This is a genomic window from Corynebacterium sanguinis (assembly GCF_007641235.1).
GTDB lineage: Bacteria > Actinomycetota > Actinomycetes > Mycobacteriales > Mycobacteriaceae > Corynebacterium > Corynebacterium sanguinis.
Genome location: NZ_CP038157.1, coordinates 580134 through 605144 on the forward strand (window position 1 = coordinate 580134; position 25011 = coordinate 605144).

General features: G+C 65.4%; 25 protein-coding genes. 14 read left to right on the forward strand and 11 right to left on the reverse strand.

The features are described from left to right. Positions 1-24 precede the first annotated feature (24 nt). Complete coding sequence (locus E3227_RS02870) at positions 25-1728, forward strand: long-chain-fatty-acid--CoA ligase (protein WP_136648850.1); 1704 nt, start codon at positions 25-27, stop codon at positions 1726-1728. Here the strand turns inward: E3227_RS02870 and E3227_RS02875 are convergent. Next, a complete protein-coding gene (locus E3227_RS02875; RefSeq protein WP_246062866.1) occupies positions 1725-2768 on the reverse strand; it encodes a UDP-N-acetylmuramate dehydrogenase in 1044 nt (347 codons plus the stop codon). The two genes, E3227_RS02870 and E3227_RS02875, sit on opposite strands and share 4 nt — an antisense overlap. Here E3227_RS02875 and E3227_RS02880 point away from each other — a divergent pair. The 3 genes from E3227_RS02880 to E3227_RS02890 are packed head-to-tail and all read left to right on the forward strand — an operon-like array spanning position 2757 to position 4862. Continuing rightward, on the forward strand, positions 2757-3248 hold the full coding sequence (locus E3227_RS02880; RefSeq protein WP_136648848.1) for a DUF2505 domain-containing protein: 492 nt from the start codon (positions 2757-2759) through the stop codon (positions 3246-3248). The genes E3227_RS02875 and E3227_RS02880 overlap by 12 nt on opposite strands. Before the next feature lie 17 nt (positions 3249-3265). After that, positions 3266-4078: a class I SAM-dependent methyltransferase gene (locus tag E3227_RS02885; RefSeq protein WP_136648847.1), complete on the forward strand. Its 813-nt coding sequence runs from the start codon at positions 3266-3268 to the stop codon at positions 4076-4078. A 7-nt stretch (positions 4079-4085) separates the two neighbouring features. Further along, positions 4086-4862 (forward strand): LmeA family phospholipid-binding protein, encoded by a 777-nt coding sequence (locus tag E3227_RS02890; RefSeq protein WP_170228614.1) that lies wholly within the window; start codon positions 4086-4088, stop codon positions 4860-4862. Here the strand turns inward: E3227_RS02890 and E3227_RS02895 are convergent. The 8 genes from E3227_RS02895 to E3227_RS02930 all read right to left on the reverse strand — a co-directional run bounded on the left by E3227_RS02895 (position 4846) and on the right by E3227_RS02930 (position 11868). After that, positions 4846-5373: a hypothetical protein gene (locus E3227_RS02895; protein WP_136648845.1), complete on the reverse strand. Its 528-nt coding sequence runs from the start codon at positions 5371-5373 to the stop codon at positions 4846-4848. The genes E3227_RS02890 and E3227_RS02895 overlap by 17 nt on opposite strands. A gap of 4 nt (positions 5374-5377) precedes the next feature. Further along, positions 5378-5692 carry a DUF2516 family protein gene (locus E3227_RS02900; RefSeq protein WP_144317478.1) on the reverse strand — a complete coding sequence of 105 codons (315 nt, stop codon included), beginning with the start codon at positions 5690-5692 and terminating at the stop codon, positions 5378-5380. A 30-nt stretch (positions 5693-5722) separates the two neighbouring features. Continuing rightward, complete coding sequence (locus E3227_RS02905) at positions 5723-6358, reverse strand: CGLAU_01105 family protein (protein ID WP_136648844.1); 636 nt, start codon at positions 6356-6358, stop codon at positions 5723-5725. 21 nt (positions 6359-6379) lie between these two features. Continuing rightward, positions 6380-7681, reverse strand: coding sequence for a DUF445 domain-containing protein (locus E3227_RS02910; RefSeq protein ID WP_136648843.1), 1302 nt, complete (start codon positions 7679-7681; stop codon positions 6380-6382). 76 nt (positions 7682-7757) lie between these two features. Then, positions 7758-8129: a hypothetical protein gene (locus tag E3227_RS02915; RefSeq protein WP_136648842.1), complete on the reverse strand. Its 372-nt coding sequence runs from the start codon at positions 8127-8129 to the stop codon at positions 7758-7760. A 98-nt stretch (positions 8130-8227) separates the two neighbouring features. After that, positions 8228-8977 (reverse strand): succinate dehydrogenase/fumarate reductase iron-sulfur subunit, encoded by a 750-nt coding sequence (locus tag E3227_RS02920; protein WP_136648841.1) that lies wholly within the window; start codon positions 8975-8977, stop codon positions 8228-8230. Next, entirely contained in the window at positions 8977-11070 is a 2094-nt protein-coding gene (locus E3227_RS02925; RefSeq protein WP_246062729.1) for a fumarate reductase/succinate dehydrogenase flavoprotein subunit, read from the reverse strand. The genes E3227_RS02920 and E3227_RS02925 overlap by 1 nt, the downstream gene beginning before the upstream one ends. Positions 11071-11094: 24 nt before the next feature. Then, on the reverse strand, positions 11095-11868 hold the full coding sequence (locus E3227_RS02930; protein ID WP_136648840.1) for a succinate dehydrogenase cytochrome b subunit: 774 nt from the start codon (positions 11866-11868) through the stop codon (positions 11095-11097). A gap of 356 nt (positions 11869-12224) precedes the next feature. Here E3227_RS02930 and ramB point away from each other — a divergent pair, with 356 nt between their 5' ends. Both ramB and E3227_RS02940 read left to right on the forward strand, forming a co-directional pair. Beyond that, positions 12225-13628, forward strand: coding sequence for an acetate metabolism transcriptional regulator RamB (ramB, locus tag E3227_RS02935; protein ID WP_144317479.1), 1404 nt, complete (start codon positions 12225-12227; stop codon positions 13626-13628). 21 nt (positions 13629-13649) lie between these two features. Further along, positions 13650-14108, forward strand: coding sequence for an SRPBCC domain-containing protein (locus E3227_RS02940; RefSeq protein WP_246062730.1), 459 nt, complete (start codon positions 13650-13652; stop codon positions 14106-14108). A 73-nt stretch (positions 14109-14181) separates the two neighbouring features. Here the strand turns inward: E3227_RS02940 and lpdA are convergent, their stop codons facing one another. After that, complete coding sequence (gene lpdA, locus E3227_RS02945; protein WP_186366087.1) at positions 14182-15594, reverse strand: dihydrolipoyl dehydrogenase; 1413 nt, start codon at positions 15592-15594, stop codon at positions 14182-14184. Between the two features lie 471 nt (positions 15595-16065). Here lpdA and E3227_RS02950 point away from each other — a divergent pair, with 471 nt between their 5' ends. The 7 genes from E3227_RS02950 (at position 16066) to E3227_RS02980 (ending at position 23209) form a co-directional block, all read left to right on the forward strand. Beyond that, on the forward strand, positions 16066-17217 hold the full coding sequence (locus tag E3227_RS02950) for an alpha/beta hydrolase (RefSeq protein ID WP_144317482.1): 1152 nt from the start codon (positions 16066-16068) through the stop codon (positions 17215-17217). 108 nt (positions 17218-17325) lie between these two features. Further along, positions 17326-18588, forward strand: a complete 1263-nt coding sequence (locus E3227_RS02955) for a M1 family metallopeptidase (protein ID WP_006839324.1) — start codon at positions 17326-17328, stop codon at positions 18586-18588. Next, on the forward strand, positions 18585-19775 hold the full coding sequence (locus tag E3227_RS02960; protein ID WP_040422153.1) for a hypothetical protein: 1191 nt from the start codon (positions 18585-18587) through the stop codon (positions 19773-19775). The genes E3227_RS02955 and E3227_RS02960 overlap by 4 nt, the downstream gene beginning before the upstream one ends. A gap of 11 nt (positions 19776-19786) precedes the next feature. Then, positions 19787-20776: a dTDP-glucose 4,6-dehydratase gene (rfbB, locus tag E3227_RS02965; protein ID WP_144317483.1), complete on the forward strand. Its 990-nt coding sequence runs from the start codon at positions 19787-19789 to the stop codon at positions 20774-20776. Beyond that, positions 20757-21182, forward strand: a complete 426-nt coding sequence (locus tag E3227_RS02970; RefSeq protein ID WP_006839321.1) for a hypothetical protein — start codon at positions 20757-20759, stop codon at positions 21180-21182. The genes rfbB and E3227_RS02970 overlap by 20 nt, the downstream gene beginning before the upstream one ends. Positions 21183-21187: 5 nt before the next feature. Beyond that, the gene (rfbD, locus tag E3227_RS02975) at positions 21188-22510 is read left to right on the forward strand and encodes a dTDP-4-dehydrorhamnose reductase (RefSeq protein WP_144317484.1); all 1323 of its coding nucleotides are present in this window, start codon (positions 21188-21190) and stop codon (positions 22508-22510) included. A gap of 147 nt (positions 22511-22657) precedes the next feature. Continuing rightward, positions 22658-23209 (forward strand): carboxymuconolactone decarboxylase family protein, encoded by a 552-nt coding sequence (locus E3227_RS02980; protein WP_245527424.1) that lies wholly within the window; start codon positions 22658-22660, stop codon positions 23207-23209. Here E3227_RS02980 and E3227_RS02985 read toward each other — a convergent pair. Beyond that, positions 23206-24081: an SDR family oxidoreductase gene (locus tag E3227_RS02985; RefSeq protein WP_144317485.1), complete on the reverse strand. Its 876-nt coding sequence runs from the start codon at positions 24079-24081 to the stop codon at positions 23206-23208. The two genes, E3227_RS02980 and E3227_RS02985, sit on opposite strands and share 4 nt — an antisense overlap. Positions 24082-24145: 64 nt before the next feature. Here E3227_RS02985 and rfbA point away from each other — a divergent pair, with 64 nt between their 5' ends. Then, a complete protein-coding gene (gene rfbA / locus E3227_RS02990) occupies positions 24146-25009 on the forward strand; it encodes a glucose-1-phosphate thymidylyltransferase RfbA (protein ID WP_144317486.1) in 864 nt (287 codons plus the stop codon). The last annotated feature ends 2 nt before the right edge of the window (positions 25010-25011 follow it).

Sequence of the window (25011 nt, forward strand, 5' to 3'; positions counted from 1 at the left end):
ACCGTAGTCCCTATACTTGGGGGCATGGCTTCTCACGCAGACAAACCCTGGCTCGATTCCTACACGGAGTGGACCGCCCCCAACCTAGATTACAGCACGGCGACGCTCACGAAGATTTACGCCGACAACATCACGGCAAACGGGTCGAAGATAGCGACCCGTTTCTTCGGTCGCACGATGACCTACGCCGAGCTTGATAGCGAGGTCCGCCGCGCCGCCGCCGGGCTGAAATCCTTCGGCGTCAAAGCGGGCGACCGCGTGGCGATCATGCTGCCGAACTGCCCGCAGCACGTGGTGGCTTTCTTCGCCGCACAGCTGCTCGGCGCGGTCGTCGTCGAGCACAACCCGCTCTACACCGCCGCCGAGCTGCGCCCGCAGTTTGCCGACCACGGCGCCCGAGTGGCCATCGTGTGGGACAAGGTCGCGGGCACCGTCAACGAACTGCGCGACGACACCGATATCACCACCGTCGTCAGCGTCGACATGACCCAGGCGATGTCCCTGCCAATGCGCCTCGCCCTGCGCCTGCCGCTGAAGCGTCTCCGTGAGGCACGCGCCGAGCTCACCGCGCCCGCGACCTCCACCGTGCCGTGGGAGGCGCTGGTCAGCTCCGCGCTGGTAAACAACGCCGACCAGCTCGAGGAAGCCGAGGTCTCCCCCGACACCCCGGCGCTGATCCTGTACACCTCCGGCACGACGGGTCGCCCCAAGGGCGCGCTACTGACCCACGCCAACCTGTGCGCCAACGTGACCCAGGGCATCGCGTGGGTCAAGGACTTCCAGGAGCGCGACCAGCGGATGGTGGCCACCCTGCCGTTCTTCCACTCCTTCGGCCTGACGTTCTCCCTGACCCTCGCGATGAAGATCGGCAGCGAAGTGATTCTCCTGCCTGCCCCGAAGATCGACCTCATCATGTCGGCCATTAAGAAGTACAAGCCGACCTTCATGCCGGGCGTGCCCACGCTGTTCGAGCGCATCGTCGCGCAGGCCAAGGAAGATAACGTCGACATCTCGAGCCTCAACATTGCTTTCTCCGGTGCTTCCTCGCTCCCGGTCGCGGTGATCGACGAGTGGGAAAAGCTCACCGGCGGCCGCCTCGTGGAGGGCTACGGCCTGACCGAAACCTCGCCGATCCTCATCGGCAACCCCGAAAGCGCGGATCGTCGCCCCGGCTACATCGGCCTGCCCTTCCCGGATACCGATATCCGCATCGCCAACCCGGAGAACCTGGATGAGGACATGCCCTACGGCGAGGCCGGCGAGATCCTCGCCCGCGGCCCCCAGGTGTTCGGCGGCTACCTGGATAACCCCGAGGCCACCGAACAGGCGTTCCACAACGGCTGGTTCCGCACCGGTGACATGGGAATCATGGAGTCGGACGGCTTTGTCAAGCTCGTCTCGCGCATCAAGGAGCTCATCATCACCGGCGGGTTCAACGTCTACCCCGCCGAGGTCGAGGAGGTCATCCGCGCGCACAAGGATGTCGAGGACGTCGCCGTCGTCGGCCGACCCCGCCCGGACGGCTCCGAGGATGTCGTTGCCTGCGTCACCCTCACCGACGGTGCCAAGTTGGACTCCGAGGGCTTGCGCGCTTACGCGAAGAAGCACCTCACCGCCTACAAGGTGCCGCGCACGTTCTACCACTTCGAGGAGCTCGCCCGCGACCCCATGGGCAAGATCCGCCGCCGCGAGGTCCAAGCGGACTTGCTCGCTCAGCTCGAGGACTAGATCTCCACGCCCACCCACACGGGCTCCGGCTCGAGGACAACGCCAAATCGCTTGTCGACGCCCGCCCGCACGTCCCGGGCCAGCGCCACAATATCGCTCGCCGCGGCGTCACCGCGGTTGGTCAGCGCCAGGGTGTGCTTCGTGCTCAGCCGCGCCGGCGCGCCGTGGCCCGGGTAGCCCCGCGGGAACCCGGCGCGCTCGATGAGCCACGCAGCGGAGAGCTTGACGCGCCCGTCGGGCTGCGCGAAGCGCGGCATCGTGTCCTCGCCGGTGTCGTTGGCGATGGCGTCGGCAAGCGAGGCTGGAACGATCGGGTTGGTGAAGAACGAGCCCGCGGACCAGGTGTCGTGGTCGCTGTCGTCAAGCACCATGCCCTTGGCGCGGCGGGTGGCGATGATGTTCTCGCGCGCCTGCGCCAGGGGGAGGCGCTGCCCGCCGAGGTGGCGCAGCGGCGCGGACAGCTCCGCCGGCTCAAGGCGGAGCTCGAGCTCGAGCACGACCGCGCGGGCGGTGAACTTCAGGTTGGAATAGCGGTACGCCAGATCCAGCGACTCGGCCGGCACCCACTCGTCGGCGCCCGTCTCGCGGTTATACAGGCGCACGCGGGTGAGCACGTCGGAGATTTCCGCGCCGTAGGCGCCCACGTTCTGCACGGGCGCGGCGCCCGCGGAGCCGGGGATGCCGCTGAGCGCTTCGATGCCGCCCAGGCCGCGATCCACGGCAAACGCCACGACGTCGTCCCACACGGTGCCGGCGCCGATGCGGAGCGTGGAGGCGTCGATAAGCGAAAGCGATTCGTTGCCCGCGATGACCGCTGTCAGGTCGAGCGGGCCGTCGGCAACGACCAGATTCGAGCCGCCGCCGACGACAAGCAGCTTCTCGCCTGCCGCATCGAGGCGCGCCACCGTCTCGGCGAGCTCGTCGGCCCTCGTGCAGCGGACGAGATCGCGGGGGCTGCCGCCGATGCGCAAAGTGGTAAGCGAGGCAAAAGATGAATCAGTCACCCCCTTAACGGTAGTCTGTGACCCATGACCGCACACAGCGAAGTAACCGTTACCATCAATCACCCCGCCGCCAAGGTGCACCAGGCGCTGAGCACCAAGGAGTACTGGGAGTTCATCGCGGCCAACCTCTCCCCGGAGCCGGGCAGCCTCAACGAGTTCAACGGCGATTCCGTCGTCCTCTTCGAGATCCTGCCGCAGACTATCCTGCCCGAGGCCGCTCAGGCGATGATCTCCCAGGACCTCAATCTCAAGCGCACCGTGAACATCGGCGCGCTCGCGGGCGAGACCGCCAAGCTCGCCTACACCGGCGACGTCAAGGGCACCCCGGTGGACTTCTCCGGCGACATCGAGCTCACCGGCGCCGGCGAGACCACCACCCTTGCCTACGCCAACGAGGCCAAGGTCTCCATCCCGTTCATGGGCGCCGCCCTTGAGCCGAAGGTCGGTGAAGCGCTCGAGGAGATCTTCTCCAACGAGGGCAAGCTCACCGAGCAGTGGATCAGCGAGAACCTCTAAACCTTTTTCAACCCTCCATGGCCGGTCACGCCCACAATCTGCGCGCGCAGTCTGGGCGCGACCGGCCGTTTGGCGTGATCACCCGGGGCACGACGGGCGTCAACCGGCTGCGCCGCTCCGACCGCTGGACCCGCTTCAACCCGCAGGTCGGCGAGCTGCTCCGATCCGTGCCCGCCCCGCTCGCACTGGACGTGGGCTACGGCGCCTCGCACACCACCACCGTGGAGTGGGCCAGGTGGCTGCGCCAGATCAACCCGCGCGTTGAGGTCGTGGGGCTGGAGATCCACCCCGAGAGAGTTCTTCAGCCGCGCGACGGCGTGCGCTTCGAACTCGGCGGGTTCGAACTCGCCGGCTACACCCCGCACCTAGTGCGCGCGTTCAACGTGCTACGCCAATACGACGTCGCCGACGTGCCCGCAGTGTGGGAGTCGGTGACCTCCCGCCTCGCCCCGGGCGGACTTTTTGTTGAGGGCACCTGCGATGAGCTGGGCCGGCGTGCGGCGTGGGTGCTGCTGGATGCCACCGGCCCCCGCTCCCTCACCCTGGCCTGGGACCCGCAGGACGTCACCCGGCCCTCCGACGTCGCGGAGCGGCTGCCCAAGATACTGATCCACCGCAACGTCCCAGGTGAGAGCATCCATGAGCTTCTGTCCGCCGCCGACGCGGCGTGGGACCACGCCGCCGGCTGGGCACCCCACGGCCCCCGCGTCCGGTGGGCCCGCGCCCGCGAGGAGCTCATCGGCAGCGGTTGGCCACTGCACCCCGTGCGCCGCCGGCTGCGGGACAATATGTTTACAATCGATTGGGAGCATGTCGCGGTGGACGTATGATAGCCGCATGACTCGCACCAAAGGCTCGCTCGCCTGGAAAATCTTCGTCGGAGTACTCGCGGTAATCCTCATCCTGATCGTCGTCGCAGAATTTGGGCTGCGCGCCTATGTGTCCAACCGGATTGAAACGGAGTTCGCCAACGCCGCCCCCGTTCCGACGACGGCTAACCCCCAGGTCGCGTTCGGGCCTCAACCGCTCACGTTCGGCCTGCTTGCCGGCACCGTCCCCCACATGACCCTCTCAGTCCCCTCGACGTTGGTGCTCGACGGGGATTCGTTCACGGGCCAGCCCGCCGCGACGGTCAACGTAGACAAGGTCCGCCAGTCCGATTCCGGCTTCGTCGCCGACACCCTCGATGTCACGACCGAGCTGCCGGACGCGTTTATCCAGGCCATTTTGCAGCAGCAGGCATCTGCGGCCCTCTCGCAGGTCGACGGCCTACCCGCCGCGACCCTCAAGGATTTAGTCAACATCTCCGGCGTGGAGTCGAACCCGGATGCCGGAACCGTGGCCATCCAGTTCAACAACGGGCTCGCCGGGATCAACCTGCGCCCGCAAATGGACGGCGACGAGCTCACCTTTACCGCCGACTCCACCAGCCTGTTCGGCATCGACCTGCCGGGCGGGGTTGCGGAGAGCCTCTCGCAGGCCCTTCGCGAGGGCATGCAGGACGCCGTGTTCGGGCCGATGCGCGTGCGCGATGTCACCGTTATCGACGGCGGCCTGCTGGTCTCGCTCAACGGCCATGACGTCAACCTGAACCAGATCAGCGAGGCTCTGTAAACACCACCGCGGCGCCGGCCTCGAGCGCGTCGACGACCGCCTCGACGCTGTCGTCGACCCCGATTGCGGCCACGTCCAGCGTCGTGCGGGGCAGCTCAGCACCGCTTGGGCACACAAGCTTATCGACGCCCACCAGCTCCCCAGCCCGGATCACCGAAGGGCGGGCATCGTAAAGCAGCCCGAGCCTGGCGGGCGCCTCGACGGCCTGGCGCACGGCGAGGACATCGGCTAACACTTCGTTGTCGCCCTCGGCGTCCGCGTCGACGGCGAGCCACACCTCGGCAGCGCCCATCTCGACAGCCAGGCGCGCCTCCGCCGCCTTGATCACGCTGTGGTGGCGCCCGTCCTGCCATCCCACCACGGCGATGACGGGCACGCCCGTGCGCTTCGCCGCCTGCACCCGCGTCGGCTCGACCACCACGCCCGCCTGATGCCGCTCGGAAACGTTAAAGGGCCGGCCACCGAGGGCGGTTATACCCGTCCGCATGGCCAGCCACTCGAGGTCATCCACTAGCTTACCAGCCGTGGTTACCACGGATGATGTTGTTCAGGTGCGGGCGGACGTCGAAGAAGTAGACGCCGATCGCCACCGCACCGAACCACGCAATGAATGGGAAACGCAGCAGGCAGACGGCCGCGGCGCCGCCGACGATGGCGACCCACACCCACTTGCCCTGGCGCCCGGCGGCCTCAAAAGCGTCCTCGCGGGTCGTGGCCGCCAAAACGGCACCGCCGATGCCGGCGATGCCCACCAGCATAAACAGCAGGTTGCGAACTAGCGCTGGCACGGTGAGGATGAAGCCCACCGAACCCAATGTGCCAAGGTCCATCACGCGCGGGACTCTCCCTCTGGGTTAAAGCTAAACGGTGCTGTTGCCGTTGTCGCCATCATGGTCACGGATAACTTCCCCGTCAATGATATCCTCCGCCTTCTGCTCGCCCGAATCCGGGCGGGAGACCTGCTCGGATACCTTCGCAATGAGCGTGTCCAGGCGCTCGCGCAGATCCTTGACAACCCCCTCGGCATCCACGTCGGACTCCTCGGCGCGGTTGCGCACACCGGCGACCGCCTGGTTGAAGGTCTCCTTCACCTCGCCTAACGCGTTGCTGAAGGCGGCCTTCGCCTCGTCAGCCTGGCCGGACTGAGCTGCGGCGCTGCCCGCGCGGGAAACGGAGCCCGCGACGTCGCGGAAGATGGCCTCGGCATCGGTGGCGAACGTCGTCGCGGCGGCGCGGAAGTCACGGTCGTTGTCCGCGGAGTTGAACGCGCCGCGCGCATTGTCGACGGCGCCACGCAGCTGCTGCAGCAGGCCCTCTTGCGGGGATGCATCAGCGGCGGCGTGCGCCCCCGTCGGCTCGGTTGCACTGCGGTCCTCGCGCAGCTTCGTGGCGAACTCGCTGACGACGCCGCCGACAGCGGAGCCCGCTGACAGCCAGGCCTCGCCCGCGCCGCGCAGGCTGTCCATGATCGAGTTGTTGTCGTTGTTGGAAGTCATCGTGGGCTCACTTTCGTGGGGCTAGTTAAAGAGCAGCTGAGACACAGTGTAAATGGCCAAGCCCGCCAGCGCACCGACTACGGTTCCGTTCAGGCGAATGAACTGCAGGTCCTTGCCCACCATGAGCTCGATCTTGTCGCTGGCCTCTTTGCCGTCCCACCGCGCGATGGTCTCGGAGATGATGCTGACGATCTCACCGGCACCGTTTTCCGCGAGGTACTTCGTCACCGCCGCGAGGCGGGTTTGCGCGCTGTGCGCCACCTGCGGATCCGTCTGCAGCTTGTCACCCCATTCGATGCACAACGACACCAGCTTGCGCCGCAGCGGGGATGCAGGGTTGGAGGAGGCGTCGATAAGCGCTTGCGAAACCTGCGCCCACAGCCCGCCGGCCGTCGAAGTCACGGCGTTCGAGCCCATCACGTCGGCCTTAATCGACTCGACGCGCGAGATCATGTCCGGGTCGAACTGCAGGTCCTGGGCGAACTGGTTGATGTGGCGACGCACGGCGCGGCGCGCCTCGTGCTGCGGGTCCGTGTCCATTTCGCGCATGAACTCCACCAGCTCGCGGTACACCCGCTCCCCGACCAGGTCTTTCGCAAACTTCGGCGCCCACTTCGGCATGCGCTCGTCGATCATGGTGACCACAACCTCCTCCATGCCCTCGACCTTGCGGCGGCCCCAGGCGATGACGTCGTCGACGATCGGCTCGACCTTGCCGTCCTGGATCAGCCCCTCGAGCGCCCTGCCCAGCGGCGGGCCCCACGTCGGCTCCGCGAAGCGGTTAATCACGTGGGTGTTGATCACCCGCTCAGCCTCAGCCGGGTCGATGGACTGCACGATCCGGATGGTGAACCCGCCGACGTGTTCAGAGACCCGCTCCGCGTTGTCCGGCTGCACCAGCCACGCGCCGACTCGCTGCGGGACCTTCGCCTGGACCACCTTGTCCGTAATCGTCTGCGCGTTGAGGAAGTTCTCGCTGACGAAATCACCAAGAGCGCCGGCGACCTGGTCCTTCTTACGCGGGATGATCGACGTGTGCGGAATGGGCAAGCCCAGCGGGCGGCGAAACAGCGCGGTCACCGCGAACCAGTCCGCCAGACCGCCCACCATCCCGGCCTCCGCGGCGGCGCGCACGTAGCCGACCCAGCCCGGGGCCGTGCCCTGCGACTGCCACCACGAGCAGGAGAGAAAGATCACCGCCATCACGCCGAGCAGGCTGGTGACAAAAATCTTGTGGTTGCGCAGCACCCGGCGGCGCTGCGACTCGTTGTCCGGCGTGGGCAAGGGGATCGGGTCCGGCCCCTCAAGCGCGTGTTGTGCCATGCCCTCGATTAAAGCACCTGGGCTAAGACATGAAAGAACTCCCCGCCAGCGAGGGCGGGGAGTTTCGCTTTTCCGTCTAGTTAACGCGACCGGTGCGCGTGCGGTACTCCTTGTACCCGCGGCGGCCCATGGACATGAGCACGATCGCGGCGATCATCGTCACGGCGAACTCAATGACACCGAGGATGAGCAGGCGGGAGCCGATGTTGGACTCCGAGCCCATGCCCCAAACCATCGCCGCGCCGCCCCAGACGGCGAGACCGACGCCGAAGAGAGAGGCGAGGATCAGGCCCATGGCGATCCACAAGGAATGGGTGTTCAGCGAGGAGTGCGGGGCGCCCAGGGAGACGGGGTCGTATCCCTCGATGTAGGCGTCCTCGATGCGCTGCTGGTAATCCGGGAAGCTCTCGCTGCGGATATCTGCAACCGACTCGGGAGTGTTTGCCATGGGGTGTGTCCTTTTCTCTAGGTCTCTCGACGCCTTTCGACGTCTCTCGCTAGTCGCTTCGAGTAACTAGTGTTTCTGGTGCCCAGTATAGGGCACTCTTAGTCGTCCTTGCCGCGGAAGGCTGCACGCGCGCGCTCAGCGTTGATCGCGCCGACGGCGTCGAGCGGGATGCCCGCCGGGCAAACGTCCGCGCACTCCCCGTAGAGCGAGCAGTGGCCGAAGTTGGTTTCGAGCTCATCGACCATCTGGCGGGCGCGCTTGCCGCGCTCCTGCTTGCCCAGCGGAAGTAGCTTGAGGTGCTTCAGCTTGGCGCCGGTGAACAGGTGCGCAGCACCGTTCGGGCAGGCCGCGACGCAGGCACCACAGCCGATACAGGCCGCGTAGTCGAGCGCGAGCTCGGCGGTCTCGTGGTTGACGTGCAGGGTATCGGCGTCCGGGGCGGTACCAGCCTGGACGGAGATGTAGCCACCCTGCTGCATGACGCGGTCCAGCGCGGAACGATCCACGGCCAGGTCCTTGATCACCGGGAACGCGCCCGAGCGGAACGGCTCGATGCGCAGCGTGTCGCCGTCCTTGTAGTTGAACAGACGCTGCAGGCACGCGGTGGTGTTCTGGCCAGCGCCGTGCGGGCGGCCGTTGACGGTCACGCCACAGGTGCCGCAGATGCCTTCGCGGCAGTCGGAAGCGAAGGTGAACGGCTCCTTGCCAGCCTCGACGTAGTTGTTGTTCACGTGGTCGAGGAGCTCGAGGATGGACATCTGCTCCACCGCGTCGTCGACCTGGACGGTTTCGAAGTTTCCGTCAGTATCGGGTCCGGCCTGACGCCAGATCTCAAGTGTCAGTTTCATTACTTGTAGTTCCTTGCCATCAGAGGGATCGAATCGAAGTAGAGCGGTTCAGCGTGGCGGATGAAGCCATCCTTGCCGGCGGGCTCCCACGCGGAGACGAAGCACCAGTTGTCGTCGTCACGCTGCGCCTCGCCGTCTTCGGTGAGGTGGTCGTCGCGGTAGTGGGCACCGCAGGACTCGTCGCGATCCAGCGCGTCGACGCACATCAGCTCGCCGAGGTTGATGTAATCCGCCAGGCGGATCGCAGCCTCGAGCGTCTGGTTCATGTCGTTCGGGATGCCCGGGATGGAGATGTTGGTCCAGAAGTCCTCGCGCAGGCGGCGGATCTTCTCGATGCCGGCCTTGAGGCCCTCCACCGAGCGGGACACGCCGCAGTGCTCGTAGAGGATGTCGCCGAGCTGCTCGTGGAAGTGCTCCGGGCCGTGCGGCTCGGGGCCGTTGACGCTCATCAGGCGCTGGATCATGTCCTGGGTGCGGGTGACAGCCTCGTGGACCTCGGGCGCGTCAACGTCGAGGGCTTCCTCACCGAGGTGGTCGGCGAGGTAGTTCGGCACCGTGAACGGCAGGGTGAACCAGCCGTCGACGGACGCGGAAAGCAGCGAGTTCGCGCCCAGGCGGTTCGCGCCGTGGTAGGTCCAGGATGCCTCGCCGGCAGCGAACAGGCCGTCAAGCGAGGTCATCTCGTTGAAGTCGGTCCACAGCCCGCCCATGGTGAAGTGCACCGTCGGGGCGATGCGCATCGGCTCCTGGTACGGGTCAGCGCCCGTGGAGTCCTCGTACATCTCGAAGAGGTTGGAGTAGCGCTCGCGGATGGTGTCCACACCGAGGCGGTCGATGGCGTCGGTGAAGTCCAGGTAAGCGGAGTTACGCAGCGGGCCGACGCCGTAGCCGGCGTTGAGCTGCTGCGAGATCGCGCGGGATGCGACGTCGCGGGGCACCAGGTTGCCGAACGCCGGGTAGCGGCGCTCGAGGAAGTAGTCGCGCTCCTCCTCCGGAATGTCCTTCGGGTCGCGCTCGTCGCCCTTCTCCTTCGGCGTCCAGATGCGGCCGTCGTTACGCAGCGACTCCGACATCAGAGTCGTCTTCGCCTGCCACTTCGCGTTGACCGGCAGGCCAGTCGGGTGGAACTGGACGAAGCAGGGCGAGGCGAGGTAGGCGCCGCGCTCGTAGGCTCGCATCATGGCCGAGGCGTTGGAGTTCTTGGCCAGCGTCGTCTTGTGGTAGACGTTGCCGTACCCGCCGGTCGCCAGGATCACGGCGTGGCCGGTGAAGGGGGTGATCTCGCCGGTGATCAGGTTGCGGGTGACGATGCCGCGGCAGGTGCCCTTGCCCTGGCCCTCAGCGCCCTCGGACACGATCAGGTCCATCAGGTCGTGGTGGGTGAAGATCTCCACGTTGCCGAGGTGGATCTGGCGCTGCAGCGCGGACGCAGTGGACAGCTGCAGCTGCTGACCCGTTTGGCCGCGGGTGTAGTAGGTGCGCGAGACCTGCACGCCGCCGAAGGAGCGGGTGGCCAGGGTGCCGCCGTACTCGCGGGCGAACGGTGCGCCGATGGCGTTCATGTGGTCGATCACGCGGGCGGACTCGATGGCGAGGCGCCAGCAGTCGGACTCGCGGCAGCGGTAGTCGCCGCCCTTGACGGTGTCCTTGGTGTGGCGGTACGCGCCGTCGTTATCCACCTTCTTGCCGCGGGCGGAGTTCACGCCGCCCTGCGCTGCGATGGAGTGGGCGCGGCGCGGTGCGTCGTGGTAGGTAAACGCCTTGACCTTGTAGCCAAGCTCGCCGAGAGCGGCCGCGGCGGCGCCGCCGGAGAGGCCGGTACCGACGACGAGGATGGTGAACTTGCGGCGGTTGAGCGGGGAGACCAGGTTCATGTGGTCTTTTTGCCACTCCCACATGTCCTTCATGCGGACCTTGGTGCTGTCCGGCTCGTTGTTGGCCAGGATCAGGCCCGGGGTAACGCCCGGCACGGTGGACTCGGGCTGGCGGAACTCGCCCGCCTGGTTCGTCGTGTTGGCGTCGCCCTGGGCGGCGTGGAAGGTTTCGGGCGAAGCGGCCTGCTGGCCTGCCGCCGAGTTGTGAGCGGTTGTCATAATGTAATTCTCCTTGTCAGCCGTCTACCTTGAGAAGCCGGGAATCCAGCCGAATGAGATCGCCAGCGGCATGACGATGTTTCCAATCACCACGAGCGCCGGGAGGATGTAGGCAAGGACCACCATGACGGCGTGTCCGCGCTTGCCCAGCCAGCCCAGGTCGGAGACCGCGAGGTAAACGCCGTGCGTGAGGTGGAGAAGCAGGGCGAGGTTAGCGATGACGTAGATCGCGACAACCCACCAGCGTCCCGGCGCGAAGGTGGCCAGCAGGTTGTTGCGCACCGCGCCGTGGACGAACTCGTCGGAAGCGACGACCTGGCCGAGGGTGAGGTCGAGAATGTGGAAGATGATGAACAGCAGCAGGATAACGCCGGTGATCAGCATCGAGCGGGTGGCGGTGGACTGCCAGCCGCCCATCAGGTTCGTGCGCTTGAACTTGCCACGGGACTTCGCCGAGCGCCCGCGCAGGGCGAACGCGCCCCACACGTGCAGCACAAGGGCGACGAGCAGGACAATGCGGATCAGCCAGAGCAGGGCGCCGTAGGGCAGGATGGGCTCGCCCATGGTGCGCAGGAAGTGGCCGTACTCATCGATCGGGGCTACTCCGTTGCTGTGCAGCGGCATGAAGATCTTGAGGTTTCCGACCATGTGGCCGAGAACGTACAGGCCGAAGAGCAGGCCGGTTACGGCCATGATCATCTTCAGAGCCCACGTGGGGACGGATGGCCGCTCGCGCAGCGGCGCTTCGGTAATTTTTCCGTGGCGAATTGCGTCACGGTCTGCGTTTTGTACAGTCATGGCACCTCCAGTGTCGCTATTACTCTACGAAATGCGCCCGACCTTTACCTACTTAATGGTTGTGGGGGTGGACGCTACCCACAGGTGCGGCGGGTTTTACCGGCGAAAACTGTGTGCATTGCGGGGGGTTTCTTAAGGGTTTCGTACCCCTGCGTGCAGCATTTTCTACCCTTGTGATCGACTCATCCGCCACACCAGACACGCCTTTAACACCGACACTGTGACCCTGAACACATCCGGGCCCGCGCATGCGCTGACCCACTGAACAGTCACCCCGAAGGGTGTCAAACTTTTGTTTGTAAAGATTTTTCGCAAGGCCTTCGCACGAATCTTTGCACAGTGGTTAGATACTGATTATGTCCAAGACTTATGTCGGCTCACGGCTGCGCCAGTTGCGCCGGGAGAGAAACCTCAGCCAGGCCTCCCTGGCTGCGACTCTCGAGCTCTCCGCAAGTTACGTCAACCAGATCGAGCACGACGTGCGCCCACTGACCGTCCCGGTGCTCAAGCGCATTACCGAGGCCTTCGGCGTCGACGCCACCTTCTTCTCGCGTGACGACGACTCCCGGCTCCTCGCCGAGCTCAAGGACGTCGTGGCGGACCAGGAGCTGGGCGCGGCCAACGTCGAACTCCAAGAGCTCTCCGAGCTCGTCTACCGCCACCCCTCCATCGCCCGGTCCGTCGTCGAGATGCACCGCCGCTACTCCAACGCCCGCGACAAGCTCACGCTGGCTCTGGATTCGCGGGTGTCCAGCCCGGAAACGCTGACAATGCCCCACGACGAGGTGCGCGACTTCTTCTACTCCCGCCAGAACTACCTCGACGACATCGACCACAAGGCCGAGGAGCTGGCCGGGCGCATTGGGGTGCAGCGCTTCGGCATCCTCGACACCGAGCGCGCGCTGACCCGCTACGTCACCGAGACGCACGACGTTGAGGTGCGCACGAGCCCGTCGGAGTCCGGGGTTCTGCACCACCTCGACCTCGACGCAGGCGTGCTTTCGCTCTCCCCCATCCTCTCCTCGGGCCAGCGCGCCTTCCGCCTCGCCTCCGCCCTCAGCTTCCTCGAGGCCAGTTCGTTTATCGATGCCCACGTCGCCGCCGAGCCGTTTACCTCGGAGACCTCGAAAAACCTGGCCAGGCGCGGCATTGCCGCCTACTTCGCCGCCGCGACGCTGTTGCCGTACTCACTGATGCATTTCGAGTCGGAGAAGAACGGCTACGACGTGGACTACCTCTGCCACGTCTTCGGCGTCGGCTACGAAACCGTGGCCAGCCGCCTGTCGACGCTACAGCGCGCGAACATGCGCGGCGTGCCGTTTACCTTCGTGCGCGTCGACCGCGCCGGCAACATCTCCAAGCGCCAATCCGCGACCGGCTACCACTTCTCCACCTCCGGCGGGACGTGCCCGCTATGGGGGATCTACGAATCCTTTACCCGCCCCGGCGAGACGGTGCGCCAGCACGCGACGATGCCGGACGGGCGCACCTACCTGTGGGTGGCGCGCACCGTGCGCCACCACCGCTTCCACTTCCGCGAGACGGAAAAGCTCTTCGCCATCGGCCTTGGCTGCGAGACCCGCCACGCCGAGCGCACCATCTACGCCGAGGGCATGGCGCTTGACGACGTCTCCCAGGCGACGCCGATCGGAGCGGGGTGCCGCGTGTGCCCACGCGAGGCCTGCGCGCAGCGTGCCTTCCCCTCCATCCAGCACGGAATTGAAGTTGACCCGCACACGACCTCGATCGCCCCGTACTGATAAATCCGTACACTGGGGCTTATGAGTACTTCAACTAATTCCGCAACCCGAGTCATCGACGCCCCCGCAGCCGACATCTACGACCTGCTGACCAACCCGCAGCGCCACGCTGAAACGGACAACTCCGGAATGGTCGTCTCCGCCGATCAGGCCGAGCGCTTCCAGTCCGTGGGCGACACCTTCACCATGAACATGACCAAGGAGGACGGCGATTACCAAACCCGCAACAAGGTCTTCGCCCTCCAAGAGAACAAGGTCGTGGGGTGGCAGAACCTGGAAAACACCACCGCCGGTGTCGAGGTGGGCGCCAAGTGGCTCTACGAGCTCGAGCCCGAGGGCCCTGACGCAACGCGGGTGAAGATCACCTACGACCGCTCCGACATCGAGAGCAGCGAGGTTAAGTCGATGTCTGAGTCGTTCGACGACGACTTCCTGGAGACCAGCCTGGACGCGCTGGCCGCAGCCGTGTCCGGTAGCTAACTACGACGTCTCAAGACACAAAGGGGCCCGCCGATTTACTCGGCGGGCCCCTTTGGCGTCGTCAAGCGGGCACTTAGAGGTTAATCATGTGCCCCTCGACGCCGTGGGCGACCTCCTTGAGGGCCTCCGAGAGCGTTGGGTGAATGTGGATGTTGCGTGCGATCTCCCCGGCGGTGAGGTCGAAGCGCTGGGCCAGGGTAATCTCCGGCAGGAGCTCGGAGGCGTTCGCGCCGACAAGGTGGCAGCCGAGGATCTCGCCGTGCTCGCCGTCGGTGATCAGCTTGGCAAAGCCGGCGGACTCGGCCAGGCCGATCGCCTTGCCGTTGGCGGAGAACGGGAACATTGCGACCTTGATGTCGCGATCCGGCCAGTTCTTACGGGCCTGCTCCTCGGTGTAGCCCATGGAGGCAACCTGCGGGTTGCAGAAGGTCGCGCGCGGGGTCATCATGTAGTCCTCGATTTCGAGGGTTTCGGCGTCCGCGATGGTCTCGGCGGCGATGATGCCCTGGGACTCTGCGACGTGGGCAAGCTGCAGCTTCGCGGTGACGTCACCGATGGCGTAAATGCCCTTGACGTTGGTGCGCAGGCGGTCATCGACGGCGATCGCGCCGCGCTCGGTCAGCTCCACGCCCGTGTTCTCCAGCCCGAAGCCCTCGACGCGCGGGGCAAAACCGACGGAGATCATGACGCGGTCAACGGTGAGCGTCTCGGTCTTGTCCGAGCCGTTCTTTGCGATGTCCACCTCGACCGAATCGCCGTTGTCGCGCACCGCGGTCGTGGCGTGGCCGGTGAGCAGATTCACGCCCATCTTCTTGTAGGCGCGGGCGATCTCCTTGGACACGTCCTTGTCCTCGTTGGGCAGGACGCGGTCCATGTACTCGACGACGGTGACCTCAACGCCATAGTTGGACAGGACGTAGGCGAACTCCATGCCGATCGCACCGGCGCCGACGATGACCATCTTCTGCGGGGCCTCGGGGTTGAGGATCTGCTCCTCGTAGGAGACGACATTGTCGGACAGCTCGATGCCCGGCAACGTGCGCACCACGGAACCCGTGGCGATGATGCAGTTGTCGAACGTGACGGTCTTACCAGCGTCGTCGCCCTCGGTGATCTCGATGGTGGAGGCGTCCTTAAAGGTGCCGAGGCCGTGGATCTCGGTGATCTCGTTTTTCTTCATCAGGTAATGCACGCCGCCGACGATCTTCTCGGAGACCTTGCGGGAGCGTTCGTGTGCGTCCGCGTAATCGAACTCCACGTCACCCTTGATGCCGAAGGTCTTGGCCTCACGGGTAAAGATGTGGGCCACTTCGGCATTCTTAATCAAAGACTTAGAGGGGATGCAGCCCACGTTCAGGCAGACACCACCCCAGTACTTCTTCTCTACGACAGCAACTTTTTTGCCCAGTTGGGCAGCTCGGATGGCGGCGACATAGCCACCGGGGCCAGCGCCGAGGACAACAACGTCAAAATGTTCGTTACTCACGCCCAACAGAATACGTGGACTTTTGAGTCAGCGTCTGTCGGGCGCACGTTGGGGGTAGGGCTTAGAACCAGCCCAGTTGCAGCGAAAGGTTCGATGATGCCGAGGATCCTGCGTGGATGAGCTGGCCGAGGACCTCGTTGATCTGGAGCTGAATGAATTCGAGCGGGTTCATGGTGTTCCTTCGGTAGGTGTTGGGGGTTTTTGGTCTTCGACATCGACGTCGGAGCTGCGGCGGTCATTGTTACACGGTGTAGCGACGGTGTCTGGGTAGCGCCACCGGAGCCACGCGAAAGCTTAGCGCTAACTCTAAGCCAATTTGGTAACAATTTTGACCAAAATAGCAATTTGTTGCTCACTAGGGTCGAATTGTTGTGAAACATCGGTTAAGTTTACAGCGATGCCTACGGTGTAGGCCCGCACCAGCGTGCTCGTTATTGCATGCTTCTTGTCAAGGAAAGTCGAAGGAAACACATGAACCTCAAGCGCTCCGTTCTCGCCGCCACCGCAGCGTTGTCGCTCGCCCTTGGTGCAGCACCGCTGACCCCCGCCGCCAACGCCACAGATGTGACCCCCGCGCAGGTGGCCGACGGTACAGCTGTCGGCGAGGTCAAGACGTGGAATGTCAACGAGGATCCGCCGCTGGTGGTTTCCACCAAGAAGCCCCAGGACTGGATCAAACAGGTCGACAACAAAAGTGTCCTGGCCTACAAGGTCTTTTCACCGTCGATGAAGCGCGACATCCCCATCGCCGTCATCCCGGCAACCGATGCCAATGGCGAGCGCGTGGACAACGCTCCGACGATCTACCTGCTCAACGGCGCTGGCGGCGCGGAGCAGAACGCCGACTGGCTGAAGATGTACGACACCAGGGACTTCTTCGCGGGCAAGGGTGTCAACGTGGTCATCCCGCAGGCCGGCGCGTTTACCTACTACACCGACTGGGTCGACGAGAACGTCCAGTCCCCCTACATCAATGGCCCCCAGAAATGGGAGACCTTCCTGACCAAGGAGCTTCCGGGCCCGATCGAGGACACCCTCAACGCCGACAACCGCCGCGCCATTGTCGGATTCTCCATGTCCGGTACCTCCGCGCTCGTCCTCCCAGCGCACAACCCCGGTTTCTACGACGCCGCCGCCTCCTTCTCCGGCTGCGCCGCAACCTCCTCCCCGCACGCCTACAACTTCGCCCGCGTGACCATCAACCGCGCCTCCGGTACCGGCGATTTCAAGACGGTGACCCCGGAGCAGATGTGGGGCCCGATGGGCGGCGAGTACAACCGCTACAACGACGCGCTGCTTAACGCCGATAAGCTGCGTGGCACCGCGCTCTACATCTCCACGGCGACCGGCCTGGCCGGCCGCTCGGATCAGGTCAGCTACCTCATCGGCCAGGGCGCACCTGCACCCGCCGCGAGCGTGGGCGCGACCACTCTGCAGGTCGAAGGCGGCGTGATCGAAGCTGCCATCAACAAGTGCTCGCACGATTTGCGCGCCAAGCTCGAGAGCGAGGGCATCCCGGCGACGTACGAGTTCCGCAACGTCGGCACCCACTCGTGGCCGTACTGGCGCGAAGACATCGAGAAGTCCTGGTACAGCACCATCGCACCGGCTTTCGACATGTAAGACTTTCTCAGCCGGTAGTCGACGCCCCACCCCAGCCCACGGGATGACCTCGTGGCCAGGGGTGGGGCGTCGTCGTTGGCCCACAGGCGGGGGTACACTATTGCGACGATGACAAACCACAGGCTGCGCTCAACTCCCGTTCCCGGCACCGTCGATGCCTACACGGGCGTGGAGTTCAACCTGGGGTTCCACGTCCACCACTACGACCTCGATCTGACCTACAAGGTCGGCCCGAACCGCCTCGAAGGCACTGCGACGCTGACGCTGACCAACTGGCGCGAACTCGACCACATGACTCTCGACCTGCAGCCGTCGATGGTGGCACGGCGGGTGACCTCCCGCAGTCTCACGGGCGGGGATATCCGCGTGCGGCGCTTCAAGCAGTCGCACGGCAAGTTGCGCATCAGCTTTGCCGAGGCGATCGCCGTGGACGAGGAGTTCGAACTGGTTATCAGCTACGGGGGCAACCCGCGCCCGCGCCGCACCCCCTGGGGCCTGCTGGGCTGGGAAGAACTTACCGAGGGCTCGCTGGTTGCCAGCCAGCCCAACGGCGCGCCCACCTGGTTCCCCTGCGACGACACCCCGGACGAGAAGGCAACCTACTCCTTCAACGTCCGCGCGGATCGCGATTACACGGTGATCACCAACCCCACCGCCAGGCCCATGCCCACCTACCTGGCAACCGTGCAGGTTGGCAGGTACTCCCGGGTCGATCTCGGGCGCAATGTGATCGCGTGGCTACCGTACAACGTCGGCCCGGGTGATTTTGCAAAGCAGCAGGCGATGCTGGAATTTTTTGAGGAGACTTTCGGGCCTTACCCGTTTGAACGCTACGAGGTGGTGGTTACCGAGGACGACTTGGAGATTCCCCTCGAGGCGGCCGCGATGTCGATTTTCGGGGTCAACCACCTGCGCGGTGAGGAGCGACTGATCGCCCACGAGCTGGCGCACCAGTGGTTCGGCAACTCGCTGGGTGTTGCCCAGTGGAGCGACATCTGGCTCAACGAGGGTTTCGCCTGCTACTGCGAGTGGCTGTGGGCGGATCACCAAGGCACCCCGGTTGATGTCAGCGTGCGCCAGCACTACCGCAGGCTCACGCGGCAGAGTTTCACTCTTGCCGACCCCGGCCCCCGCGACATGTTCGACGACCGCGTGTACAAGCGCGGCGCGATCACGCTGCATGCTTTACGACGCCTCGTCGGCGACGCCGCCTTTTTCAGCGCCGTGCGCAGCTACGTGGCCAAGAACGCCCACAGCGTCGTCGAGCCCTTCGACCTGGTCAACGCGCTGAAGGCCCACGCCCCCGGCGCGGATGTCGAGGGGGTTATCGACGCCTGGATTAACCGGCCCGAGCTTCCGGAGTGCCCGTGAGAAGCCTCTCCTTCGCCACTCTTTTCGCCGCAATCAGCGGCTTCGCGGTGCTCTGGGTTGCCCAGCGCGTCCTGCCCGCGGAGACGGACTACCGCTACTTCGCCGCTTTCTGGTCGCTGTTCTTCGCCGCCACCGGGCTTATCGACGGCCTGACGCACGAGACCACCCGCGCCGTCGCCGGCGCCCGGGAATCTGGTGCGCACGGTTCCGCTAACCCGTGGCGGGTCGGGGCGCTGGTTGCCGCGCTGATCGCCGTCGCGACGGCCGTCGGCGGCGTGCTGTTCATGCACCAAGTCGTGCCCGTGGCACCCGCCCCCGCCACCATCCTTATTGCCTTCGGCCTGGTCAGCTACGTGTTCCAGGCGGCGCTATCCGGGATCTTGAGTGGGGCTGGGCTGTGGAACCAGTACGCCGCGATGGTCGCGCTCGACTCCGGCGTGCGCCTCGTCCTCGCCGTCGTGGCGTGGGCGATGGGGTGGTCGCTGTGGGCGTTCGCGATCATCACGGTAATCGGCGCAGCGAGCTGGTTGGTCATCCTCGGCTCCTCCCAGGCCGCGCGAAACAGCATCCGTGTGGCCCTGGACGTGGATCGCGCGGTGTTTTCCCGCCGGGTGTCCTCCGCGATGGTCGCCTCGGGGGCTTCGGCGGCGCTGATCACGGGCTTCCCCGTCGCCGTCAATGCCGCCTTCCCCTTCGGCGGGGGCACTGCAGTCGCCGCGATCATCAACGCGGTGCTGCTTACCCGCGCCCCCGTGCTCGTGCCGCTGCAGCGCTTCCAGTCCGCGTTGGTGGTGCGGTTCGTGGAGCAGCGCGAGCGCATCCACGCCGCCCTTGTCGCCCCGATCGGCGCCGTGCTGGGCTTGGGCGCTGTTGGCTTCGCCGCCGCCTGGTTGCTCGGGCCGGCGATCCTTCGTTTCGCCTTCGAGCCGGAATTTTTCGTCCCGGGGTTAACCCTGGGCGCGCTCACCTTCGCCTCGGCGTTCATGGGCGCGCTGATGATCACCGGCGTGGCCGTGCTCTCCACCGAGCGCCACGGCGTGTACGTGGCCGGCTGGGTGGTCGCGACCGTCGTCGCGTTCGCGCTGCTTTTCGCCCTGCCCTACGGGGTGGTCACCTCGGTGTGCGCGGCCCTGTACGCAGGCCCACTTGCCGGAGCCGCGGTGCATGCAATAGGTCTACGTCGGTAGGGTTTTGACCCATGGAACGCGTTCTGGTCACCGGCGGCGCCGGGTTCATCGGCACCAACTTCGTCCGTTTGCTGCGTGAGCGACGCCCCGGGGTGCACATCACCGTCCTCGATGCGCTCACCTACGCCGGCAACCGCGCCAATTTGGGTGGACTCGACGTGAAATTCGTCCACGGCTCGGTGACCGATGCCCAGCTTGTCGGCGGCTTAGTGGCGGACAGCGACACCGTGGTCCACTTCGCCGCCGAGTCCCACAACGACAACTCGCTGGCAGACCCCTCCCCCTTCGTCCACACCAACGTGGTGGGCACGTTCACGCTGCTGGAGGCCGTGCGACGCTTCGGGGTGCGCTTCCACCACATTTCCACCGATGAGGTTTTCGGCGACCTGCCACTCGGCGGTAAAGAGAAGTTCACCGAAACCACCGCCTACAACCCGTCGAGCCCGTACTCGGCAACCAAGGCCGGCTCCGATCACCTCGTGCGCGCCTGGGTGCGCTCCTTCGGTATCAAGGCGACGATCTCGAACTGCTCGAACAACTACGGGCCGTACCAGCACATAGAGAAGTTCATCCCGCGGCAGATCACGAACATTCTCGACGGCCGCCCCGCCAAGCTCTACGGCAGCGGCGCGCAGGTGCGCGACTGGATCCACGTCGACGACCACAACGACGCCGTGCTCGCCATCTTGGAGCGGGGAAAGATCGGAGAGACGTACAACATCGGCGTCGGCGGCACACACGTGACCAACAAGCAGGTCGTTGAGATGATCTGCGAGATCATGGGCGGCACGTACGAGCACGTCGCCGATCGCCCCGGCCACGACCAGCGCTACACCATGGATGCCACCAAGCTCACCCGCGAGCTCGGGTGGCAGCCCCACCACGCCCCGGAGCTGCGCACCGGGTTAGAACGCACCATCGCGTGGTACGCCGAGCATGAAAACTGGTGGCGGGGCGTAAAAGGGGACGTCGAGAAGCGATATGCGCACAACGGACAATAGAATCATCCTTGGCTCGATCGTCGCGCTCGCTGGCATTGCGATCACAGTCCTGACCGTCTGGAAGCCGTGGCAGCAGTGCGCCAGCACCTCGTGCTTCGCAGTGCCCGCCGAGGTGGCGGCACGGATCGCGGGCTACGTAATTGCGCTGGCGGGTAGCGTCATCGCCGTGGCGGGGGTCCGCGCCACGGCACGTTCCCGGCACGTCCGCACAGTCGCCAGCGCGATCACGATTCTTCTCACGCTGGTAACCCTGGTCATGATCGTCGGCAATACCATCGCACTGGCCCACGAACCGACTCGGGAGATTAGCTGCCTCGACCGCCTCGATGCAGCCGCTGCGTGGTCCTGCGGTGAGTACTTTGGGCAGCGGTCCGGTAGCCCCGTCCGCTACTCGTCCTACACTTGACTCCCATGAACCCCACCCCCATCGACGGCCTGGAAATCCACCCGCTCGACGTCCACGCGGACAACCGCGGCTGGTTCAAGGAAAACTGGTCCGGCCAGCGGCTGCGCCCGGTGCAGAACAACATCTCCTTCAACGCCCGGGTTGGTGCGACCCGCGGCATGCACGCCGAGCCCTGGGACAAATGGGTCTCCGTGGCCACCGGGCGCGTCTTTGCTGCGTGGGTGGACCTGCGCGAGGGCTCGGAAACCTTCGCGACGAAGTTCGGCGTCGAGATCGGCCCGGACACCGCGGTGTTCGTCCCGCGCGGGGTGGCCAACGGCTTCCAGGCCCTCGAGGACGCAACCACCTACACCTACCTGGTCAACGCCCGCTACAACCCGAATGGCGCGTACGCCTACTGCTCCTACCGCGAGATCGACTGGCCGCTCGAGCCCACCGAGTTATCTGAGGCGGACCAAAAGCACCCGCCGCTTGCCGACGCCCCCACCGTGCCGCCGCGCAAAATCCTTGTCACCGGCGCGAACGGGCAGCTCGGCCGGGCCTTGCGCAAGGTCTACTCGGAGCGCGAGGCGGAATTCTGCACCCGGGCCGAGTTCGACATCACTCATCCGCCGGCGCGCGATTGGAACGAGTACCGCGCGATCATCAACTGCGCCGCCTACAACGACGTCAACGGGGCGGAAACAGAAAGGGGCACAGCGTGGGCGGTCAACGCGGACGCTGTGGCGGGGCTTGCCCGCATCGCCTCCGAGCACGACCTGACCCTGGTGCACGTCTCCAGCGACTACGTCTTCGATGGGTTGAATACAGAGCACACCGAGGACGAGCTGCCATCGCCGCTCAGCGCCTATGGGGCGTCGAAAAGCGCGGGTGAAACCGCCGCCCGGGCCACGCCGCGCCACTACGTGATTCGCACCTCCTGGGTGTTCGGTGAGGGCGCGAACTTCATGGACACCATGGCCCGGCTCGCGGACAAGGGTGTGAGCCCCAGCGTGGTGGCCGACCAGCGCGGCAGGCCCACGCATGCCGACGATCTGGCGCACGGCATCGCGCATCTGCTGGCGACAAAGGCCGAGTATGGCGTGTACAACATCACCTCCGACGGCGATGCGGTGGGCCGCGACGAGATCGCGATGAGCGTATTCATCGGGGTGGGCGCGGACCCCTCCGACGTCACCCCCGTGACTACTGCCCAGTACGCCGAGCTCAACGGCCCCGAAGCACCCCGCCCGAAGGAATCCACCTTAAGCCTGGACAAGATCAAGGCAACCGGGTTCTCACCGCGGAACTGGCGCGCGGCGTTGGCGATCTATCTGGCGGCGCGCTGATGCCCCCCCCCGAACCGCCAAATGCTGACCAGTACATGCTTGTCAGTCGATTAACGAAAGGCCCATAGGTACGGATGTCCCGACTGGCAAGCATGTACTGGTCAGCATCTGGGGCGAGAGCTTTCCTATTGTTTTATGGTGGAAAGTATGAAGCCTATGCCTATCACCTCATCCACCCGCCCGGGTCCCGGCCGCGGCACAGACATCGCCCTGCTCGCGCGGTTGGCCAACCGCATCGGCGCGCAAGTACAAGGGACGAAGACACTGAACCTATTCGGCGCGGTCGGCCGGGCGAGGCGCAACTTTTTACCGTGGCTGCTCTATTCCGGCTCCTTGATGCCCTTCGGTATCCTGCCGCGCAGGCAATCCGAGCTGGTCATCTTGCGCGTCGCTACGCTGCGCGATTCCCGCTACGAACTCGAGCACCACACCACGATGGGCAAGCGCTTCGGCCTCAGCGACGCCGACATCGAAGCTGTCAAGCGGCCCGAGCACGGCTTCACCGGTCGCACGGGGGTGATCCTGGATGCTACCAATGACCTCATCGAGCACCGCCAGATCACCGACGAGGTGTGGGAGCGCCTGCGCGACCACCTCAGCGACAAAGAGATCACAGCCCTGCTGTTGCTCGTGACCAACTACGACGGCCTGGCAACCGTCATGGACGTCCTCCAGGTACCCCTGGACGAGAAGCGCTAGAGCATCGCGTCCTTCGCCACCCACCGAAACGCGCGGTTGATCCCCCGCATGGCTCCTGCGTATAGCCAGGGTGCGTTGACCTGCGCCCAGCGCGCCAGTGCCACATCTGCGCCGGTGGTTATCAGCGGCTTATTCTTCTCCACGCCGCGAAGGATGATCTCGGCGCACTTCTCCGGCGAGATGGCATGGCCCTGGAAAAGCTCGCGCGCCTTGCGTACCCGGGGGTTGTCCATGTCCACCCCGTCGACGTCAATGGTGCGCACCAGCCCGGTGTCCACCGCGCCCGGCGCGACGGCGTGCACTCTAATGCCGTAGGGGGCGAGGTCGAAGCGCAGCACCTCGCACATCGCCAGCACGCCTCCCTTGGATGCCGAGTACGCCGCGTGCCAGGGCAGCGCGAGGATGCCCGCGGAGCTGGAGACGCAGACCAATCGGCGGGGGCCGATTTCCTGTTGCTCCTGCCTGGGCAGCGGGCCGGCCTTCATCATCGCCGGGGTGAAGGCGCGTGCCACGTGGATGGTGCCCATGAGGTTGACGTCGATAAGAGTGCGCCACTTCTCAAGCGGCATCGTGTCCACCCTGCCCCAGATGGAGATGCCTCCGACGTGGTGGACGGTGTGGGCAGGTCCGTGCTGCTGAGCAAGTCCACTCGCCCAGGAATCGACGGCATCTGCGTCGGCGACGTCGACCACGGAGGCGTCGATAAGCTTGGCTCCCCGCGCCTCGCAATCGCGCGCGGTGGCCTCGAGCCCGGCGGAATTGATATCGCTGATGGCAAGCCGCCAGCCGAGATCGGCCAGCTGGAGGGCGAGGGCGCGTCCGATGCCGGAGGCGGCACCGGTGACGACGGCGTAGTGGCGGGTACCGAACATGGGCGCTCCTTTGCTGTGTAGTTTCACCCACCATAGGAAAACTCGGTGTCTAATGTGGAGATTCATGAAAGGCATCATCCTCGCGGGCGGCTCGGGCACGCGTCTCTACCCCATTACCAAGGGCATCTCGAAGCAGCTCATGCCGATCTACGACAAGCCGATGATCTACTACCCTTTAAGCACCCTGATCAGCGCCGGCATCCGCGAGGTCCTCGTGATTACCACCCAAGAGGACGCAGATGCTTTTCGACGCCTGCTTGGCGACGGCTCCGACTGGGGCATCATGATTGACTACGCCGTGCAACCGAAGCCCGAGGGGCTGGCCCAGGCGTTCATCATCGGCGAGGAATTCATCGGCGACGATTCCGTCGCCCTCGTCCTCGGCGACAATATTTTCGACGGCGCCGGGCTTTCAAGCATCCTCGGCGGGATCCGCGAGATTTCGGGCGGCGCAATCTTCGCCTACGAGGTCTCCGACCCGCAGCGCTACGGCGTCGTCAGCTTCGACGAGCGCGGGATGGCGACCTCGATCGAGGAGAAGCCTGCTGCCCCGAAGTCGCCTTTTGCCGTAGTGGGGCTTTATTTCTATGACAACAGTGTGGTTGACATCGCGAAATCGATCACCCCGAGCGCTCGTGGTGAGCTCGAGATCACCTCGATCAACGAGGAGTACCTGCACCGCGGGGCGCTTAAGGTCCACCGCTTGGAGCGCGGCGACGTGTGGCTCGATACCGGGACGATCGATTCGATGACCGAGGCCAGCGCTTACGTGGAGGTGATCCAGAAGCGCACGGGCACGGTCATCGGCTCGCCCGAAGTCGCGGCGTACCGCGAGGGGCTGATCTCGGCGGACGCGCTTGCCGAGCTGGGGCGCGCGATGTTGAAGTCCGGCTACGGCCGCTACCTCATCGACGCCGCTCGCGATTAGGT

Bases quoted from the DNA above. Each gene is read 5' to 3' on its own strand.
- E3227_RS02870 (WP_136648850.1), top strand. From the start codon at position 25: ATGGCTTCTCACGCAGACAAACCCTGGCTCGATTCCTACACGGAGTGG.
- E3227_RS02880 (WP_136648848.1), top strand. From the start codon at position 2,757: ATGACCGCACACAGCGAAGTAACCGTTACCATCAATCACCCCGCCGCC.
- E3227_RS02885 (WP_136648847.1), top strand. From the start codon at position 3,266: ATGGCCGGTCACGCCCACAATCTGCGCGCGCAGTCTGGGCGCGACCGG.
- E3227_RS02890 (WP_170228614.1), top strand. From the start codon at position 4,086: ATGACTCGCACCAAAGGCTCGCTCGCCTGGAAAATCTTCGTCGGAGTA.
- E3227_RS02900 (WP_144317478.1), bottom strand. From the start codon at position 5,692: ATGGACCTTGGCACATTGGGTTCGGTGGGCTTCATCCTCACCGTGCCA.
- E3227_RS02905 (WP_136648844.1), bottom strand. From the start codon at position 6,358: ATGACTTCCAACAACGACAACAACTCGATCATGGACAGCCTGCGCGGC.
- E3227_RS02910 (WP_136648843.1), bottom strand. From the start codon at position 7,681: ATGGCACAACACGCGCTTGAGGGGCCGGACCCGATCCCCTTGCCCACG.
- E3227_RS02915 (WP_136648842.1), bottom strand. From the start codon at position 8,129: ATGGCAAACACTCCCGAGTCGGTTGCAGATATCCGCAGCGAGAGCTTC.
- E3227_RS02920 (WP_136648841.1), bottom strand. From the start codon at position 8,977: ATGAAACTGACACTTGAGATCTGGCGTCAGGCCGGACCCGATACTGAC.
- E3227_RS02925 (WP_246062729.1), bottom strand. From the start codon at position 11,070: ATGACAACCGCTCACAACTCGGCGGCAGGCCAGCAGGCCGCTTCGCCC.
- E3227_RS02930 (WP_136648840.1), bottom strand. From the start codon at position 11,868: ATGACTGTACAAAACGCAGACCGTGACGCAATTCGCCACGGAAAAATT.
- ramB (WP_144317479.1), top strand. From the start codon at position 12,225: ATGTCCAAGACTTATGTCGGCTCACGGCTGCGCCAGTTGCGCCGGGAG.
- E3227_RS02940 (WP_246062730.1), top strand. From the start codon at position 13,650: ATGAGTACTTCAACTAATTCCGCAACCCGAGTCATCGACGCCCCCGCA.
- E3227_RS02950 (WP_144317482.1), top strand. From the start codon at position 16,066: ATGAACCTCAAGCGCTCCGTTCTCGCCGCCACCGCAGCGTTGTCGCTC.
- E3227_RS02955 (WP_006839324.1), top strand. From the start codon at position 17,326: ATGACAAACCACAGGCTGCGCTCAACTCCCGTTCCCGGCACCGTCGAT.
- rfbB (WP_144317483.1), top strand. From the start codon at position 19,787: ATGGAACGCGTTCTGGTCACCGGCGGCGCCGGGTTCATCGGCACCAAC.
- E3227_RS02970 (WP_006839321.1), top strand. From the start codon at position 20,757: ATGCGCACAACGGACAATAGAATCATCCTTGGCTCGATCGTCGCGCTC.
- rfbD (WP_144317484.1), top strand. From the start codon at position 21,188: ATGAACCCCACCCCCATCGACGGCCTGGAAATCCACCCGCTCGACGTC.
- E3227_RS02980 (WP_245527424.1), top strand. From the start codon at position 22,658: ATGAAGCCTATGCCTATCACCTCATCCACCCGCCCGGGTCCCGGCCGC.
- E3227_RS02985 (WP_144317485.1), bottom strand. From the start codon at position 24,081: ATGTTCGGTACCCGCCACTACGCCGTCGTCACCGGTGCCGCCTCCGGC.
- rfbA (WP_144317486.1), top strand. From the start codon at position 24,146: ATGAAAGGCATCATCCTCGCGGGCGGCTCGGGCACGCGTCTCTACCCC.